Consider the following 14,686-nt stretch of genomic DNA (forward strand, 5'->3'; position numbering starts at 1 on the left):
TGCGGCTCAAAACAAGCATCAGCACCCGCTCTTAAGCCTCGACAAGGCGGCCGACAAACTGCCGACCGCCATATCGCAAGGGATTATTATTTTTTGAAATAGATCTCTTGTGACAGATTTCCCACCATTACCTTGCAACCAGCCGCCGCTTTGACTGCCCGATCAAGATCAGTGAAGCTTAGCTGCTCTGTAGTCAAAAGCAGCGTGATTTCCTGTTCTTGCCCCGGTTCCAGCTGAACTTTGACAAAATCTTTCAACAGCTTGTGTCGTTGAATCACTGAGCCACCTAGAAGGCGGACAAACAACAAGACACTTTCTTTACCAGCACAGCGGCCATTATTTCTCACTGTCACACTCACTGTTATTGTGTCAGAATCTGCCGTAACTTGCAAGTTGTCGTACGTAAATTCCGTATAGCTCAGCCCATAACCGAATTCATGCAGTGGCGCACCGGATTCGTCATAGTAATCGTCTTGTTTTGAAGCTGCCCTTTGATAATAATAAACCGGCAATTGTTGGGAATTCAGCGGATAGCTTACTCCTAGACGACCACTGGGATTATTGCTTCCTGCCAGGGTTCTTGCAATAGCCGCTCCACCTTGTTGGCCTGGGAACCAACCGATTAAAACAGCTCGTGATGCAGCATGTACTTCGCGTAGATCATAGGGCCGCCCTTGGATAATGACTGAAACAATCGGCTTGTCCAGTTGGGCGAGAGCTGCAAGCAGATCCAATTGCTTGCCTCCCAGTGTTAAAGAAGCAACATCGACGTTTTCGCCAGAATCCATATTGATGCCTTTGGAAGAAACTGCCCCGTTGCTCAAAAATTCCATATCGAAATTGCGAGCGCTAGAGCCGCCTAGTACCAATACGATCACATCGGCAGTTGCAGCCAAAGCGACGGCTGCACTGATTTTTTCTTCCTGACCTTCTGGGTTACGCACTTCACAGCCTTCTGCATAAACCACTTCTGAATCGGAGAACACTGACTTCAGCTGTCGATAAATCGTCTTGTCATTCATTGTCGCTTCTTGGGGGGCAGTGTAATCTCCCAAAAGCTGGTACAGACTATCCCCACTAGGTCCGATAACTGCAATCTTTTTCTTTGCTTTGGAAAGTGGTAAAATCCCGTCATTTTTCACCAGTGTCAACGATTCTTCTGCCACTTGCAGATTCAGCTCTTGTGATTCTAAAAGCAATTCAGCAAAACGGTCTTTAGGGTCTGTCACAAAAGGCTGCTCAAACAGCCCCAGCAGAAATTTAGTCGCCAAAACGCGTCCACAGGCTTCATCCAGGTCAGCTTCAGAAGCGATACCGGCTGTGATACTATCCGCAATTTCCAGGTAAGTCTGGTCCCACAAACTCAAGTCGATACCAGCTTTTAATGCGGCACTCGCACCTTCAATCTTTGTAGAAAAAACATCTCCCAACCGATCCAGCGCTACCCCGTCAGCCATGACTAAACCTTGGTATCCCAGCTGTTCCCGCATCGTCTTTCGGAAAAGTTCGCCGTTAATATGACAAGGAACGCCGTCAACATCATTGTAAGCAGCCATCACACCCACCGCATTGCGAGTGCTCTTTAAAAGCGGCAGATAAACGTCATTAAATTCACGGCCACTGATTGTCACTGTCCCGGAATTGTGCCCCCCAAGTGCCTCGCCTTGAGCGATACAATGTTTTAGCACAACACCCATCTGTTCAGGTGTTTTCGCAATTTCTTTTGTCGTCTGATCTAGAAACGGCTTGGTTTCATTAATCAGTTGTCCCTGAAATCCGGCAACCACCGCTTCGCTCATCTTGGCAGCCAAAATCGGGTCTTCTCCAAAACATTCTTCTGAGCGTCCCCATCTGGGATCTTTTGCCAAATCCAGCGTCGAGACTAGCGCTAAATGGACGCCTTTAGCCGCAAGTTCCCGTGCCATCAAACGACTGGAAGCCTCAATCAATTCCGTGTTGAAGGTATTGCCGCGCCCGAGATTTGTCGGATAAGAAACGCCCCCCAGCCCTTGGTGCCCATGAGGACATTCTTCAACAATCAGTGCCGGAATTTGCCAACGAGACTGACTCATTACATAGGCTTGAACCTGATTTACTAGCTGCCAACTAGCTTCCGGGGCGATCCCGTTATCAAATCCGACTTTTGACCAGGGATCGGCACGAAACAACCCGTAAAGTGCACCCAGGCCACCACCCCAGCTGACATGTTCTTTGAATTTTTCAGTCAGCTGAACACTGCCGTCAGCCTGTTTTTCATAACACTCCCAGCCATAGAGATGCTGGTTTACCTGACCGACTTTTTCGGCCACGGTCATGCGGCTCAACAAGTCTGAGACCCGTTGGCGGATCGTTAAGTCAGAATTTTGATAAGGGTAATCAGCCAATCAAATCGTCTCCTCTCAGCTGGGCTGCTTTATTTGAAGCCATCACAAAAGGTAAGAATAAAAAGACATCTAAAACAATCAGTAAAATCGTCAGAACTCCCGCCATCAGGTTCCCACCGGTGGCGATTATAGATTGAATCACTGGCGGTGTGATCCACGGTGCAGCTGCCACGGTTTTGCCCACCAGTCCGACACTTGTTGCAAAATAGGCAATGATTAAATTGATGGAAGGAATGATGGCACAAGGAATCATAAAGATCGGGTTCATCACTACTGGCAGCCCAAACATCACGGGTTCAGTAATGTTAAACAAACAGGTCGTCAGCCCCATTTTAGCAATCTGTCGTTGGTCACGGCGGCGCGACACCCACAAAATGGCAATGACCAGCGGCAAGATACAGCCCCCGCCACCGATCAAACCAAAAGCATTAGCAAAAGGTTCGGTGATGATGTTGGGAATCGCTTGGTGATTTTGGAAAGCCGTCATATTTTCTTCAATGGATTGCAGCATTGGTGCTTGCTTGATTGGTGCCAAAATGCTGGAACCATGCATCCCGAAAACCCACAAAAAATCTGAGAAAAATTGGATAAACAGCATCCCCGGTACCGACAAGACAAAACCTTTCAACGGTGTTTGAATCGCCAAATTGATCAAATCCGGTACATTCAGTCCGGTAGTTTTGTTCAATACAAAGACGAAAATCCCAAATACTAAAATTACCAACACTTCTGGTACCAACGAGTTAAAAGAAGTCGCAACAGCCGGCGGCACTCCGTCAGGCATTTTGATCTTCAATTTTTTAAACTTCGCCAAACGGACAAACAGCTCTGTACTCAACAAGGCACAGATCATTGCAGTTGCCAGACCCGAACTGGAAGTCAAGGCTTGCGGAAAAACACCACTAACTTCTGCCAACGTACCGTCTGCCAAAGTCACAGAGGTGTTTGCCGGCATCAAAATAAACATGGTCGCCAAACTTAAGACACCGGCATGAACTGCATTGAACGCCGGGTCATCAATGGCTTTTGACTTGATGTAGTGATTAGCCAAATTGACACCAATGTTGTAGCAGACGATGATCGCCAAGATACTCATTGTTCCGTTGTTGACAATTACTGCTAATTCTGACAAAAAGCTCAAGTCAACGATTTTTTGAACAGCCGCGTTGGAAAAAATTAAAGCATTCAATAAGACCATAAATGATGCCGCCATTACCAGAGGCATCGTGATGATAAAGGCATCACGGATTGCCAGCAGATGTCGTTGATTGTTGATTTTTGACACAATTGGCAATAATTTCTCAGACAGTTTGTCTACGAATTTCATAGTATTGCTCCTCATTTCCATATTTTTTGAACCGGTTCAAAAGGATAATAGCAAACGATTTCAAGAAATGCAATAGTTTTTGCAATATTTTTGAACCGGTTCATTTGTTTCTTTAATTGTTTTCATTTGGATGTGGGTGAAGGAGTCTTTTTTATCTGCAAATAGCGTAGTACACCTTAAATTGACGATGGCCCTCTCCCAAAAGGAAGAAGGCCATCTAACTACTCAATATTCTTATTTTTTAAGTTGGATCAGACTATTACTGAAACTTCAAGTATTTCTCATTTAAACAGCGTGTTCCCATAACCTCTAACACGCCCTTGCAGCCCTTAAGCTGCGCCAGTTGGATCAAATTTCATAAAAAGTGACTTCGACATTTCTGTGAATAATAATATCTTTCGCGTATCAACTATTATAGCACATTCGCGCTTTTTCGCAAAATACCACAAAAACTAATGAGTTGTTCATTTCGACAAAGCGAGCATTGCTTTCAAATTGTAATCGACAACTGACGGTTTTAGCCTTCACTCAGCGAAATTCCGCCAGCTCATGGCAGAGTTCTTTCGTTGCGGGATAGACTTTTCGATAGCTGCGGTACAATTTTGCATACTTCGCCACATTCTCCGATTTCGGCACGGCCCCTTTTTGGTAAGACACAAATACCTCACTGGCGCTTTGAAGATCAGAAAACCAGCCCAGTCCCACGGCTGCCAACATAGCAGCTCCCAAACCAGGCCCTTGTTCGGCTGTCAGTGTAACAATTTCCGCATCAAAAATATCCGCCTGAATCTGCAACCAATCAGGATTTTTCGCACCGCCGCCTATCGAGACGATCTTCTTGAAACGCTTTTGCGCCACGTCTTCCATCAACACCTGCGAGTCCTTCAGGGAAAAAGTGATTCCCTCCAAGACAGCCCGTGCAAAATGAGTCAGCGTATGCGTCGTATCCATGCCGATAAAGCTGCCTCGGATTTGGCTGTCCACGTGAGGTGTCCGTTCCCCCACGATATAAGGGGTAAACAGCAATCCGCCAGAACCTGCCGCAATTTCTCCGACACCTGTCAGCAGTTCGGAAAAATCTTGCGTTGGTGCAAAAGTATCTTTGAACCAACTGAAGCTGTGGCCGGCTGCTAAGGTCACGCCCATTGCATAATACTTACCGGCTGCGGCGTGGTTGAAAAGATGAAGTTTGCCGCCATATTCGTTATCTGCCGCGTTTTCCAATGACAAAAAGACCCCGGAAGTCCCAATGCTGGCCATACCCACGCTGTCATCTAAAATTCCGGCACCCACTGCTCCACAGGCATTGTCTGCAGCACCGGCAAAAATTTTCACTGGGCCAACAAATCCAAACGCCTCTGCCAGTTCTTTTCGTATTTCCCCGATTTCGCCGGTAGAATCAATCAATTCCGGCAGGTATGTCGCAGGAATTGCAAACTCATCCAATATCGGCTGGGCCCATTGACCAGCTGCTATATCCAACATCAGGGTTCCTGCCGCATCGGAATAATCCATGTGTTTAGTGCCTGTGAGCCAAAATCCCAGATAGTCCTTAGGTAATAAGATTTTTTTTACCTGTTGCCAGATTTCTGGTTCTTCTTCCTGAACCCATAAAATTTTTGGCAGTGTGAAGCCTTCCAAAGCGATATTTTTCGTCACTTGCAGCAGTTCATCGCCAAAACGCGACATAATTTCACGACATTGGCTGGTGGTTCGAACATCGTTCCACAAGATTGCCGGACGCAAGACATCGTCTCTTTCATCCAGCAAAACCAGACTATGCATCTGACCGGAGATACTGATTCCGGCTAGTTTTGTAGTGAAATCTGCCACCTGTTCTTTCAGCTGAGCAAAAACTCCTTCACAAGCTGTCAGCCATTCCTGCGGATTCTGCTCAGAAAAACCCGGCGCCGGATGCAGCAATGGGTAATCACTGCTGGCCTGCCCAATTACTTCACCGGCTTTATTCATGAGCAGCCCTTTCAGCGAACTGGTGCCCAGATCAATTCCCAATACATAACTCATCTTTTTTCCTCCATTGTGATTAGCAGCAATCAGGCTGCACTGGCTTTCTTTGCCGCTGATAAATTTACAAAAGCCGGCGCAACTAAGCACCGGCTTCACTTGTATGCTTGACTTAAAATTTTACACCAAGTAATCGTTCAGACGAGATTTCACCATTTCCAGATGACTAGATTCCAATTTGACATCGTCATGCTGCAAGGCATAGTCTGTCAATGTTTCCAAATCTTCTTTGTCGGCAACAATTTTGGCGCCGATTCCTTCTTGATAGGTAGCGTAACGTTTTTCCTTCAACTCATCGAAGAACCGCTCTTCTTTCAGAGCCGCAGCAGCTTTCAAGCCCCGGGCAAAGGTGTCCATTCCGGCGATATGAGCCAGCAGCAGATCGTCCATTTCAAAAGAAGAACGACGAACTTTTGAATCAAAGTTGATCCCGCCTGGAGCGATGCCGCCGTTTTCCAAGATTTCGTACATCGCCAATGTCGTGTCATAGATATTGGTTGGAAATTCATCCGTGTCCCAGCCCAAAAGCGTATCCCCTTGGTTAGCGTCAATGGAACCCAGGGCATCGTAGCAACGAGCAACGTTCAATTCGTGTTCAAATGTATGACCCGCCAAAGTCGCATGGTTGGCTTCCAAGTTCAATTTGAAATCGCCTTCTAAACCGTATTTTTGAATGAAAGCCATTGTAGTTGCCGCATCGAAATCGTATTGATGTTTAGAAGGCTCTTTTGGTTTAGGCTCAATGAGGAATTGTGGTTTGTGACCAATCTTTTCACCATAGGCAATCGCCATTTTGAAGAGGCGAGCGATGTTGTCTTGTTCGAATTTCATATCCGTATTCAACAGAGACTCATAGCCTTCACGACCGCCCCAGAAAACATAGTTTTGACCGCCGAGCTTTTTAGAAACATCCAATCCTTTTTTGACTTGAGCGGCTGCATAGGCAAAAACTTCCGCGTTATTAGAGGAAGCCGCCCCATTGTTGAAACGTGGATCAGAGAACATATTGGCAGTATTCCACAACAATTTGATGCCGGTTGCATCCATCTTTTCTTTAATCAGATCTGTGATTTCATCGATATTGGCAAAAAACTCCTCCAACGAATCCCCTTCTGGCGCGATATCAATGTCGTGGAAGCAGAAGTATTCAACACCTAGTTTGGTCAGAATTTCAAAGAAAGCTTCCACCCGATTTTTCGCAGTTGCCATTGGCGTCTCCGCTTCCCAAGTACGGATGTTGGTCGGGTTGCCGAAAGGATCGGAGCCGTCTTGTGTCATGGTATGCCAGTAAGCTACTGCAAAGCGCAGATGCTCCTTCATAGATTTGCCCATTACGATTTCGTCAGCATTGTAATGGCGGAAGGCAAATGGATTGGCTGTCAGCTTGCCTTCGTATTGGATCTTGTCAACATTTGGAAAATAAGTGGTCATGGTGGATCCTCCTTGTTTTAAAAAGCGCCTTTTTTTCTTGCGCAGATTTTGATTGCTTTTAGTTCGTTTGTACGATAAACTAACTTACAAGACAATCTTACGAAGAATCCCGATGAATGTCAAGCGGTTTCAAAAAAATATTTTTTTTCTAACAGCAACAGTCGATTTGGCGGCAAAACTCTTTCTTTTCGGGTAGAATAAAGCTGCTTGACTATTGTCAAAAAAGGAGTTGGATCCTGTGATCTCTACTAAATACACAATTCGTGAACATAATGAAGCACGTATTCTGCAAGAAATTATTACCAAGAAACAAATTTCTCGTGCGGATCTGGCAAATCGTGTCGGCCTGAATAAAGCTTCAGTTTCCGCCATTACTAAGCAGTTGCTGGATGATGGACTGATTACGGAAACCGGAATCGGAGACGCCTCTCAAGCTGGCGGGCGCAAACCGATTCTTTTGACCTTTGCTCCTCATTGCGGGGTGGTAATTGCTGTCGATCTAGGAGCAAACTATGCAGAAGGTCTTCTCAGCTATCCGGACGGCGAGGTCATCGCCACAGTGGAAAGAAAACGCCAGAAGGTAACCAGCGAAAATGCGGTCCCTTTGATTTTAGCTATCGTTGCTGAAGTGAAACAACACCTGCCCCAGACTCGCCATGGCATCGTGGGTATGACAGTGGCCGTCCATGGTTTGGTTCATGAGCAGCAGATTGGCTTTGCACCTTATTACGATTTGACGCGGCTGCCTCTTGCACCCCTGCTGGAAGAGCAGTTAGGCTTTCCAGTGATTTTACAAAATGAAGCCAATTTAGCCGCCTTAGGAGAATACACCTATGCTTCAGCCTCGGATAACCTAATCAGTATCAGCGTCCACAGCGGTGTCGGTGCCGGCGTCGTAGTCAATGGTCAGCTAGATACCGGTGCCCATGGTCAGATTGGAGAAATTGGACACACGATTCTTTACCCCGGCGGAACCCCTTGTCCCTGCGGCAACCATGGCTGCTTGGAACAATATGTCTCCAATACAGTAATCTATCGGGAAGCCACGGCTTTAGTCGCTGGCGAGATCAACAATTCAGAGCAACTAGCCGCAGCTTGGCAGCAACACCCCGAGCTTCTCGCTCCTTTATTAAAGGAAAAAGCCCGTTTACTGGCTATTGGGATCAATAATTTGGTGATGCTGCAAGATCCAGAGTTGGTGGTAATTAACAGCTCTGTGTACCGCAAATTGCCTTGGCTGATAGCTGAGGTCCAACAAGGAATCAACAGCCGGTTTGCCCAGCAAGTAAAAATCCGCAATACTCGGCTGGCAGAGCAGGCTGTCTTGATTGGCGGCATTGCCAGTACCGCCCGCCAGTTTCTGAAAGTCAGCGATTTACAGTTTGGCAATTAGACGCGACACTTGTCCTTTTGCTTTTATATCACAAAAACAAAAAAACAGGAGGAGCCCCCGAGCAAATCGGTGGGTTCCTCCTGTTTTATTGTCTCCGTGATGCAGCCAGATAATGAATATCTGCTTTTTGTTAAACGTGGTTGTGCTTAGTAAGCTTATTCAGCTGAAGCCCAGCGATCATAAGCACCTTGGTAAACTTTCACGTAGTCGTCCAAGCCCATGCCCTTCAATGTTTTCACGTAGTCATCATATTTATCCAAGCTTTCAACGCCAGTGATGAATTTCGCTTCCATTTGTTCAACATAAGTTAAGATATCTGTAGAGTTTTCAGCAATCTTATCTACTTCATCTTTAGTCATATAAACGATTGGGAATGGTACTTCAGTATAAGGCATTACTTTTTCATCTTTTTCTTTTGATTGGAATTCGTTCCAAACGCTGATTGTTGGATCGTCTGCATTGGCACGAACTGGATCATCTGTGTTATCAACGGAAATCCCTGGTGTTACTAAGCCGTAGTCCATACCGACTTTCCCGCGGTCTTCTTCCATTTTTTGTTTGTCTTCGCCTTTGTAGACGCGGACTTTTTCGCCTTCAGAGTTTTCAGCATATTCCCACCATGCGCCTTCAGGACCTTGGCTCATAAGGGCATTGCCTTCTTCAGTGTACAAGTAGTCTGCCCAACGCATTGCAGCTTCTGGAGAGGCACACTTGTTAGTGATGGCAAATACACCAGTGGTAACACGTGGATGTCCTGGTGCCAAAGGTGTTTCTTGAACATCAGATGTCAATTGCATGAACATTGGATCAGTCAAAGCATCTTCAGGGTTTTTACCAGTTGACATGTAGGAAGCATAAGCGCCGAACAAGCCGACTTTATTTGTTTCTGTGTTCCCTTGATATTGGTCAGAAGATTGAGAGAAGACTTCCTTATCCAAGAGACCTTCTTCGTAACATTTGTGCAGGAATTCCAGGTATTCTTTGTAGTTGTCAGATGCAGCTGCAAAGCGTACTTTACCGTCAACTTCTTCAATTCCTTGAGACTTCATACCAAATGCCGGCATCAACCAAGTACGGATAATCAATAATTTATTCCCATCAGACAATGGAATTTCGTCTTGCTTGCCGTTGCCGTTTGGATCTTCATTTTTGAAACGAACTAACAAATCATATAGTTCATCAGTTGTTTTAGGCAATTCCTTCACGCCCAATTTTTCCATCCAGTCGCCGTTATACCAAAGTGGTGAGATGTACAGCGGGCTGGAAGTTTCTTCTGGGTACAGACGAGGCAGTGAGTAGATATGTCCATCTGGTGCAGTGATTGATTTTCTGAATTCTGGGTGTTCGTCTAAAATAGCTTTCAGATTTGGTGCGTATTCGTCAATCAGATCTTCTAAGGCAATCAGACGGCCTTGTGAACCGTAGTCTGCTTGTTGTGAGTTACTCAATTTGCTACCGGCACCAAAAATCACATCTGGCAATTCATCGGAAGCAAAAGCCAAGTTTAATTTGGTTTGGAAATCACTATCAGGAGGTGTGATGTAGTCAAAATCAATGTTGGTCAATTCTTCCAATGCTTTAGCAGAAGCCAAATCATCCCATTCGGTTTTACCGAGACCTGGTGCCATCATGGTCATTTTGATGGTGTCTTTGACAATCGGCATGCCAGTCTTTTCAACTTTGACATCAGATTTGGTGTCTGCTTTGCCAGTATCGCCACCACAAGCAGTCAGTAAGGATGTTGCCAACAAAAGTGATGCAATCGCTACATATTTCTTTTTCATTCTTTTCCCTCTCTCTTTCGTGTAATAAATATTTTCTTGATCAGCCCTTCAAAGAACCAACCATAACGCCTTTAACAAAGTAACGCTGTAAGAATGGATATACGATGATGATCGGCAAGGTGGACACGATCATGACACCATATTTGATAACAGCTGCCAACTGCTGTTTGCTGTAGGCAACTTCTGCTGCCGCGGCACTCATTTCCGTGCCACCTTTTGCCATATCGGAATTGACCAAGATTTCCCGCAAAACCAATTGCAATGGATACATGGATTTATCAGTAAAGTAGATCAATGCACTGAAGTAGCTATTCCAGTGACCGACACCGCAGAACAGGCCCATGACGGCAATGATCGGCATCGACAATGGCAAGATGATTTTAAAGAACATTTGAATATCGGTACATCCATCAATAAGGGCGGCTTCTTCCATTTCCCGTGGAATCGTACTTTGGAAGAATGTCCGTGTGATGGCGATGTTATAGACAGAAACAGCGCCTGGAATTGTAATCGCCCAAACAGTATCAATCATACCCAGGTTTTTGATTAACAAGTAGCTGGGAATCAATCCGCCACCGATAAACATTGGTACCATCAAGAATTTCATAAACACGTTGCGACCAAAAAATTCTGGACGCCCCATCGCATACGCACAAGGCAACGTGAAAGCCAAATTGATGAAGGTTCCTAAAGCTGTATAGAAGATTGTATTGCGGTAACCCTGCCAAATCGTATCATATCCCAGGATTGTCTTGTAGCCTTCCCAAGTAACATCTTTTGGCAACAGCCACATCTCACCGGAGTTTACGGCAGTCGGACTGGAAATTGATGCGCTGATCACATAGATCAACGGATATAAAACCAAGATCAGAGCCAATGCGACAAAAAGGTAGACAAAGCCCATAAAGATCCGATCGGTTTTTGATGGTTTGATTGTTTTTACGTTCATTTTCGGTTCGTCTCCTTTCTTACCATAAACTGGTTTCGCTGACTTTACGGGAAATCTTATTAACGGCAATCAACAAGAAGGCATTGATCGCAGCATTAAAGAGTCCTACCGCAGAAGCATAGCTGTATTGTGCATCCAAGAGACCCTGCTTATAAACAAAGGTAGCAATCACATTGGAAGAATCCATATTCAGTGCATTTTGCATCAAGAGAATCTTTTCATAACCCATGGACATCAAGCTACCCACGTTCATGATCAACAAAATGACCATCGTTGGAATGATTGTCGGGATATTGATGTACCAGATTCGTTGCAGGCGAGTGGCCCCATCAACAGTAGCTGCTTCATGCAACTGGGTATCGACACCAGACAAGGCTGCCAAGTAGATAACTGAGCCCCAACCTGTTCCTTGCCAAACACCGGAAAGAACATACACGGTCTTGAACCATTTCGGATCTGTCATAAAGGCAATGCGTTCAAAGCCGAGGAAATCAAGCAAGTGGTTGATAATACCGGTAGAAGGTGTCAAAAACGCGATGACCATCCCGCAGACAACTACAACAGAAATGAAGTTTGGTGCATAAGTCACAGTTTGCGTGAATTTTTTGAAACGACCATCTTTCAACTCATTTAACGCCAGAGCCAAAATGATTGGCAACGGAAAACCAACGATCAGCGAGTAAATACTAATTCCTAGAGTATTTTTGATCAGGTCCCAAAAATAATAAGAATCAAAGAAGCGTTGAAAATGTTTGAAGCCGACCCAAGGGCTGCCCCAGATGCCTAACGATGGAATAAAGTCCTTAAACGCAATGATTACTCCATACATTGGAATGTATGAGAAGATTAAAGTTACAAGTAATGCTGGTAGTACGAAAAGATATAACTGACGTCCACGGAAAATTTTAATCTTTGTCTTTTCCCAACGTGTTTTCGGGCGTGTCCCGGAATGGACTGTTTTAGATGACAATTCCATTTTTATTCCTCCTTCATGTTTTCTTTTGAAAGCGCATACCTCACATGCACTATCATGTCATGTATCCGTTTTCTCTGCAATGTGTGATTCTTTATTGATGTGTGATAACCTTAATTCCTATCATACCAACGTTTGGCAGGGACAAATCAGCCATTTTCACATAGTTTCCTGCTTCTGATTCGTGTACTTTTAGCCGTCTGCCAGTAGCCATATCTGTCAGTTCATCTGTTATTTTTGCTTCGATGTCCTGCAAGTACACCACTTCTTCACGACTCTGGATGGAGCGAAACGCATAGTGGGTGTTGCCATCTTTATTGAAGGTCAGTTTCCAACCGGCATTTCGTTCTTTGGCCTGCGCTCGTGTTTCGTAAATCCCCTCACCATAAACTTGAAGCCAGCTGCCGATATCCGACAAAATTGCTGTCTCCTCTTCTGTGAAAGTTCCTTCTGGTGTTGGCCCGACGCCCAGAATCAAGTTACCGCCTTTGGACACCACATCGACAAATGTCTCCAGCAGTTCTTGACTACTCTTGAAAGTGTCTGTCGGCACGTAGCCCCAGTCATTCCCAATAGGAATATTAGATTCCCACGGTTTTTTAGGAATTTCGTGCAGCTCAGGAATCTTCCGTTCAGGAGTGACATAGTTCTCGTGCCGCCCCCCCATCATTCGATCAACTACAATTAGCTCAGGGTTTTCTTCACGAGCGATTTCTGCCAAACGGTCCATATCCAGATCTTCTCGTCCTTGCCCACACCAACCTGCATCCAGCCAAAGCAGATCAACATTGCCATAATTGTGAGTAATTTCGTAAATTTGATTGTGAACAAACTGTTTGTAGCGCTCCCAGATTTCGGGATGTTCTGCCGTGTCGTAGCTGGCTCCCCGTCCTTTGACGGTCTCGTCATCCAACCAATAAAATGGTGAGTACCAGTCAGCTTTCGAATAATAAGCCCCAGTTGCTAGTCCTGCTTCCCGGAAAGCATCAAATACTTCTTTTAAAATATCTGTTTTGCAAGGGCTGAGTTTACCATTGACTTTGTATTCCGACTCCATCGTATTGTACATATTGAAGCCGTCATGATGCTTAGTGGTGAAGATGCAATATTTGAAGCCGGCATCTTTACAGATTTGTGCCCATTTTTTGGTATCCAGTTGGGTTGGATTAAATTTAGAAATCAGATTCCAATAGTCCAATTTCAGATCTTTGATATCCTCCCGCCAAGAACGTCCTTCTCGAGCCCACTCGTCTTTTTCAGACAGTTGCCAAGACTCAACGATCCCCGCTTCGGCATATAGCCCATAGTGGAAGATCACACCCAGTTTCAGATCTTGAAACCATTCCAGACGCTCTTTTAGCATCTCGGTTTCAGGGTAGCTGGTTTCATCTATGATATCGACATTTTTTGCCGTCTCGATATCACCGCGAATAACAGTCATTTGTATGTAACCCCTTTCGTATTTCGTATCTTCACTTTAAATTTTCTTTCTTCGGTTCACAATATGTAGAAATACCGCCCCTGTGTAAGCGGATACTAAAATTCGGTATTTTTGCACATTCAGCTATTAAAATCGTTAATATATGGCTATTTATATACTCCTATGTGTGAAATTAAATACCGGTGTGTAGTATCCGTAGACCGCTAGAATTTCACAATTGTAAGTGTTATCATTCAACTATCGATTCCATGAAACATTACAAATTGATGGAGGTTCTTTTAATGGAGAAAAAACAAAACGGCATGGTAAAAGTCACGTATTCTTTTGGTGAATTTTTGATAAATCTGATCAAGCTCCAATTTTTCTGGCTCTTTGGCACGTTGAAAGGCGGTCTGATTTTTGGCCTTTTCCCGGCGACTGCAACGGTGATTCAAGCTTTCTTTTTACTCTTTGAAAAAAATGAGCTGCCACCACGGCTGTTTCCTTGGTTTAATCAGCAATTCAACCGCAACTTCAAACAAACAAACATTCTCGGCTACATTGAAAGCGCGGTGCTGGCTGTCTTATGGATTGACGTACGGGTAGCCGGTCAACTGCTGAAAAATCAAGTTGCTCATTTGGCACTGCTACTCTTTTTCGTTTTTGCACTGCTGGTGGGCTTGTTCTTATTTCCAGCATTTTTACGTTACGAGTTGAAAACCGTTAACTACTTTAAACAATCCTTTTTTATCGTCATCTCAAGCTTTGTAGAAACATTGGCAATGGTGATTGGTATCGTGCTTGTGACGGCGTTATCGACTTTCTTTCCCGTCTTGATTTTGGTAGCACTGATTCCACTGTTTCTCTTTCCTATCAGCTGGTTTTCTTTACAAGCCATGCGCAAGATTGAAAAGAACAACTTGGCACAAAGCAAAGAGTAATCCTTTCTAAGTCTCTTGATCATAATCGCAAAAAAACCTGCAAATAAAGTCGTCTTTCT

At 44.7% G+C, this 14,686-nt stretch carries 10 protein-coding genes; 2 read left to right on the plus strand and 8 right to left on the minus strand.

The window, feature by feature from the left end; genetic code table 11:
• Window positions 1–86 precede the first annotated feature (86 nt).
• The 4 genes from ACOMA8_RS01895 to xylA form a co-directional block, all read right to left on the minus strand.
• The gene (locus ACOMA8_RS01895; protein ID WP_421367994.1) at window positions 87–2,384 is read right to left on the minus strand and encodes a glycoside hydrolase family 3 N-terminal domain-containing protein; all 2,298 of its coding nucleotides are present in this window, start codon (window positions 2,382–2,384) and stop codon (window positions 87–89) included.
• Window positions 2,377–3,711 carry a PTS sugar transporter subunit IIC gene (locus ACOMA8_RS01900; protein ID WP_161898556.1) on the minus strand — a complete coding sequence of 445 codons (1,335 nt, stop codon included), beginning with the start codon at window positions 3,709–3,711 and terminating at the stop codon, window positions 2,377–2,379. The genes ACOMA8_RS01895 and ACOMA8_RS01900 overlap by 8 nt, the downstream gene beginning before the upstream one ends.
• 528 nt (window positions 3,712–4,239) lie before the next feature.
• Window positions 4,240–5,736: a xylulokinase gene (xylB, locus tag ACOMA8_RS01905; protein ID WP_421367997.1), complete on the minus strand. Its 1,497-nt coding sequence runs from the start codon at window positions 5,734–5,736 to the stop codon at window positions 4,240–4,242.
• A gap of 120 nt (window positions 5,737–5,856) precedes the next feature.
• The gene (xylA, locus tag ACOMA8_RS01910; RefSeq protein ID WP_421368000.1) at window positions 5,857–7,167 is read right to left on the minus strand and encodes a xylose isomerase; all 1,311 of its coding nucleotides are present in this window, start codon (window positions 7,165–7,167) and stop codon (window positions 5,857–5,859) included.
• A 238-nt stretch (window positions 7,168–7,405) separates the two neighbouring features.
• On the opposite strand from xylA, the gene ACOMA8_RS01915 reads away from it, so the two are divergent.
• A complete protein-coding gene (locus tag ACOMA8_RS01915) occupies window positions 7,406–8,560 on the plus strand; it encodes an ROK family transcriptional regulator (protein WP_421368003.1) in 1,155 nt (384 codons plus the stop codon).
• 155 nt (window positions 8,561–8,715) lie between these two features.
• Here the strand turns inward: ACOMA8_RS01915 and ACOMA8_RS01920 are convergent, their stop codons facing one another.
• The 4 genes from ACOMA8_RS01920 to ACOMA8_RS01935 all read right to left on the minus strand — a co-directional run bounded on the left by ACOMA8_RS01920 (window position 8,716) and on the right by ACOMA8_RS01935 (window position 13,707).
• Window positions 8,716–10,344: an extracellular solute-binding protein gene (locus tag ACOMA8_RS01920; RefSeq protein ID WP_161898560.1), complete on the minus strand. Its 1,629-nt coding sequence runs from the start codon at window positions 10,342–10,344 to the stop codon at window positions 8,716–8,718.
• 40 nt (window positions 10,345–10,384) lie between these two features.
• Complete coding sequence (locus ACOMA8_RS01925) at window positions 10,385–11,293, minus strand: carbohydrate ABC transporter permease (protein ID WP_161898561.1); 909 nt, start codon at window positions 11,291–11,293, stop codon at window positions 10,385–10,387.
• Window positions 11,294–11,312: 19 nt separating this feature from the next.
• The gene (locus tag ACOMA8_RS01930) at window positions 11,313–12,269 is read right to left on the minus strand and encodes an ABC transporter permease (protein ID WP_161898562.1); all 957 of its coding nucleotides are present in this window, start codon (window positions 12,267–12,269) and stop codon (window positions 11,313–11,315) included.
• Between the two features lie 91 nt (window positions 12,270–12,360).
• Complete coding sequence (locus ACOMA8_RS01935) at window positions 12,361–13,707, minus strand: alpha-L-fucosidase (protein ID WP_421368009.1); 1,347 nt, start codon at window positions 13,705–13,707, stop codon at window positions 12,361–12,363.
• Between the two features lie 281 nt (window positions 13,708–13,988).
• Here ACOMA8_RS01935 and ACOMA8_RS01940 point away from each other — a divergent pair, with 281 nt between their 5' ends.
• Window positions 13,989–14,627: a YesL family protein gene (locus ACOMA8_RS01940; protein ID WP_421368012.1), complete on the plus strand. Its 639-nt coding sequence runs from the start codon at window positions 13,989–13,991 to the stop codon at window positions 14,625–14,627.
• The last annotated feature ends 59 nt before the right edge of the window (window positions 14,628–14,686 follow it).

The sequence above is a fragment of the Enterococcus infantis genome (assembly GCF_049166715.1).
Lineage (GTDB): Bacteria > Bacillota > Bacilli > Lactobacillales > Enterococcaceae > Enterococcus_C > Enterococcus_C leclercqii.

Coding starts and splice junctions, on each gene's coding strand:
- xylA (WP_421368000.1), bottom strand. CDS start 7,167: ATGACCACTTATTTTCCAAATGTTGACAAGATCCAATACGAAGGCAAG.
- ACOMA8_RS01940 (WP_421368012.1), top strand. CDS start 13,989: ATGGAGAAAAAACAAAACGGCATGGTAAAAGTCACGTATTCTTTTGGT.
- xylB (WP_421367997.1), bottom strand. CDS start 5,736: ATGAGTTATGTATTGGGAATTGATCTGGGCACCAGTTCGCTGAAAGGG.
- ACOMA8_RS01920 (WP_161898560.1), bottom strand. CDS start 10,344: ATGAAAAAGAAATATGTAGCGATTGCATCACTTTTGTTGGCAACATCC.
- ACOMA8_RS01935 (WP_421368009.1), bottom strand. CDS start 13,707: ATGACTGTTATTCGCGGTGATATCGAGACGGCAAAAAATGTCGATATC.
- ACOMA8_RS01930 (WP_161898562.1), bottom strand. CDS start 12,269: ATGGAATTGTCATCTAAAACAGTCCATTCCGGGACACGCCCGAAAACA.
- ACOMA8_RS01900 (WP_161898556.1), bottom strand. CDS start 3,711: ATGAAATTCGTAGACAAACTGTCTGAGAAATTATTGCCAATTGTGTCA.
- ACOMA8_RS01925 (WP_161898561.1), bottom strand. CDS start 11,293: ATGAACGTAAAAACAATCAAACCATCAAAAACCGATCGGATCTTTATG.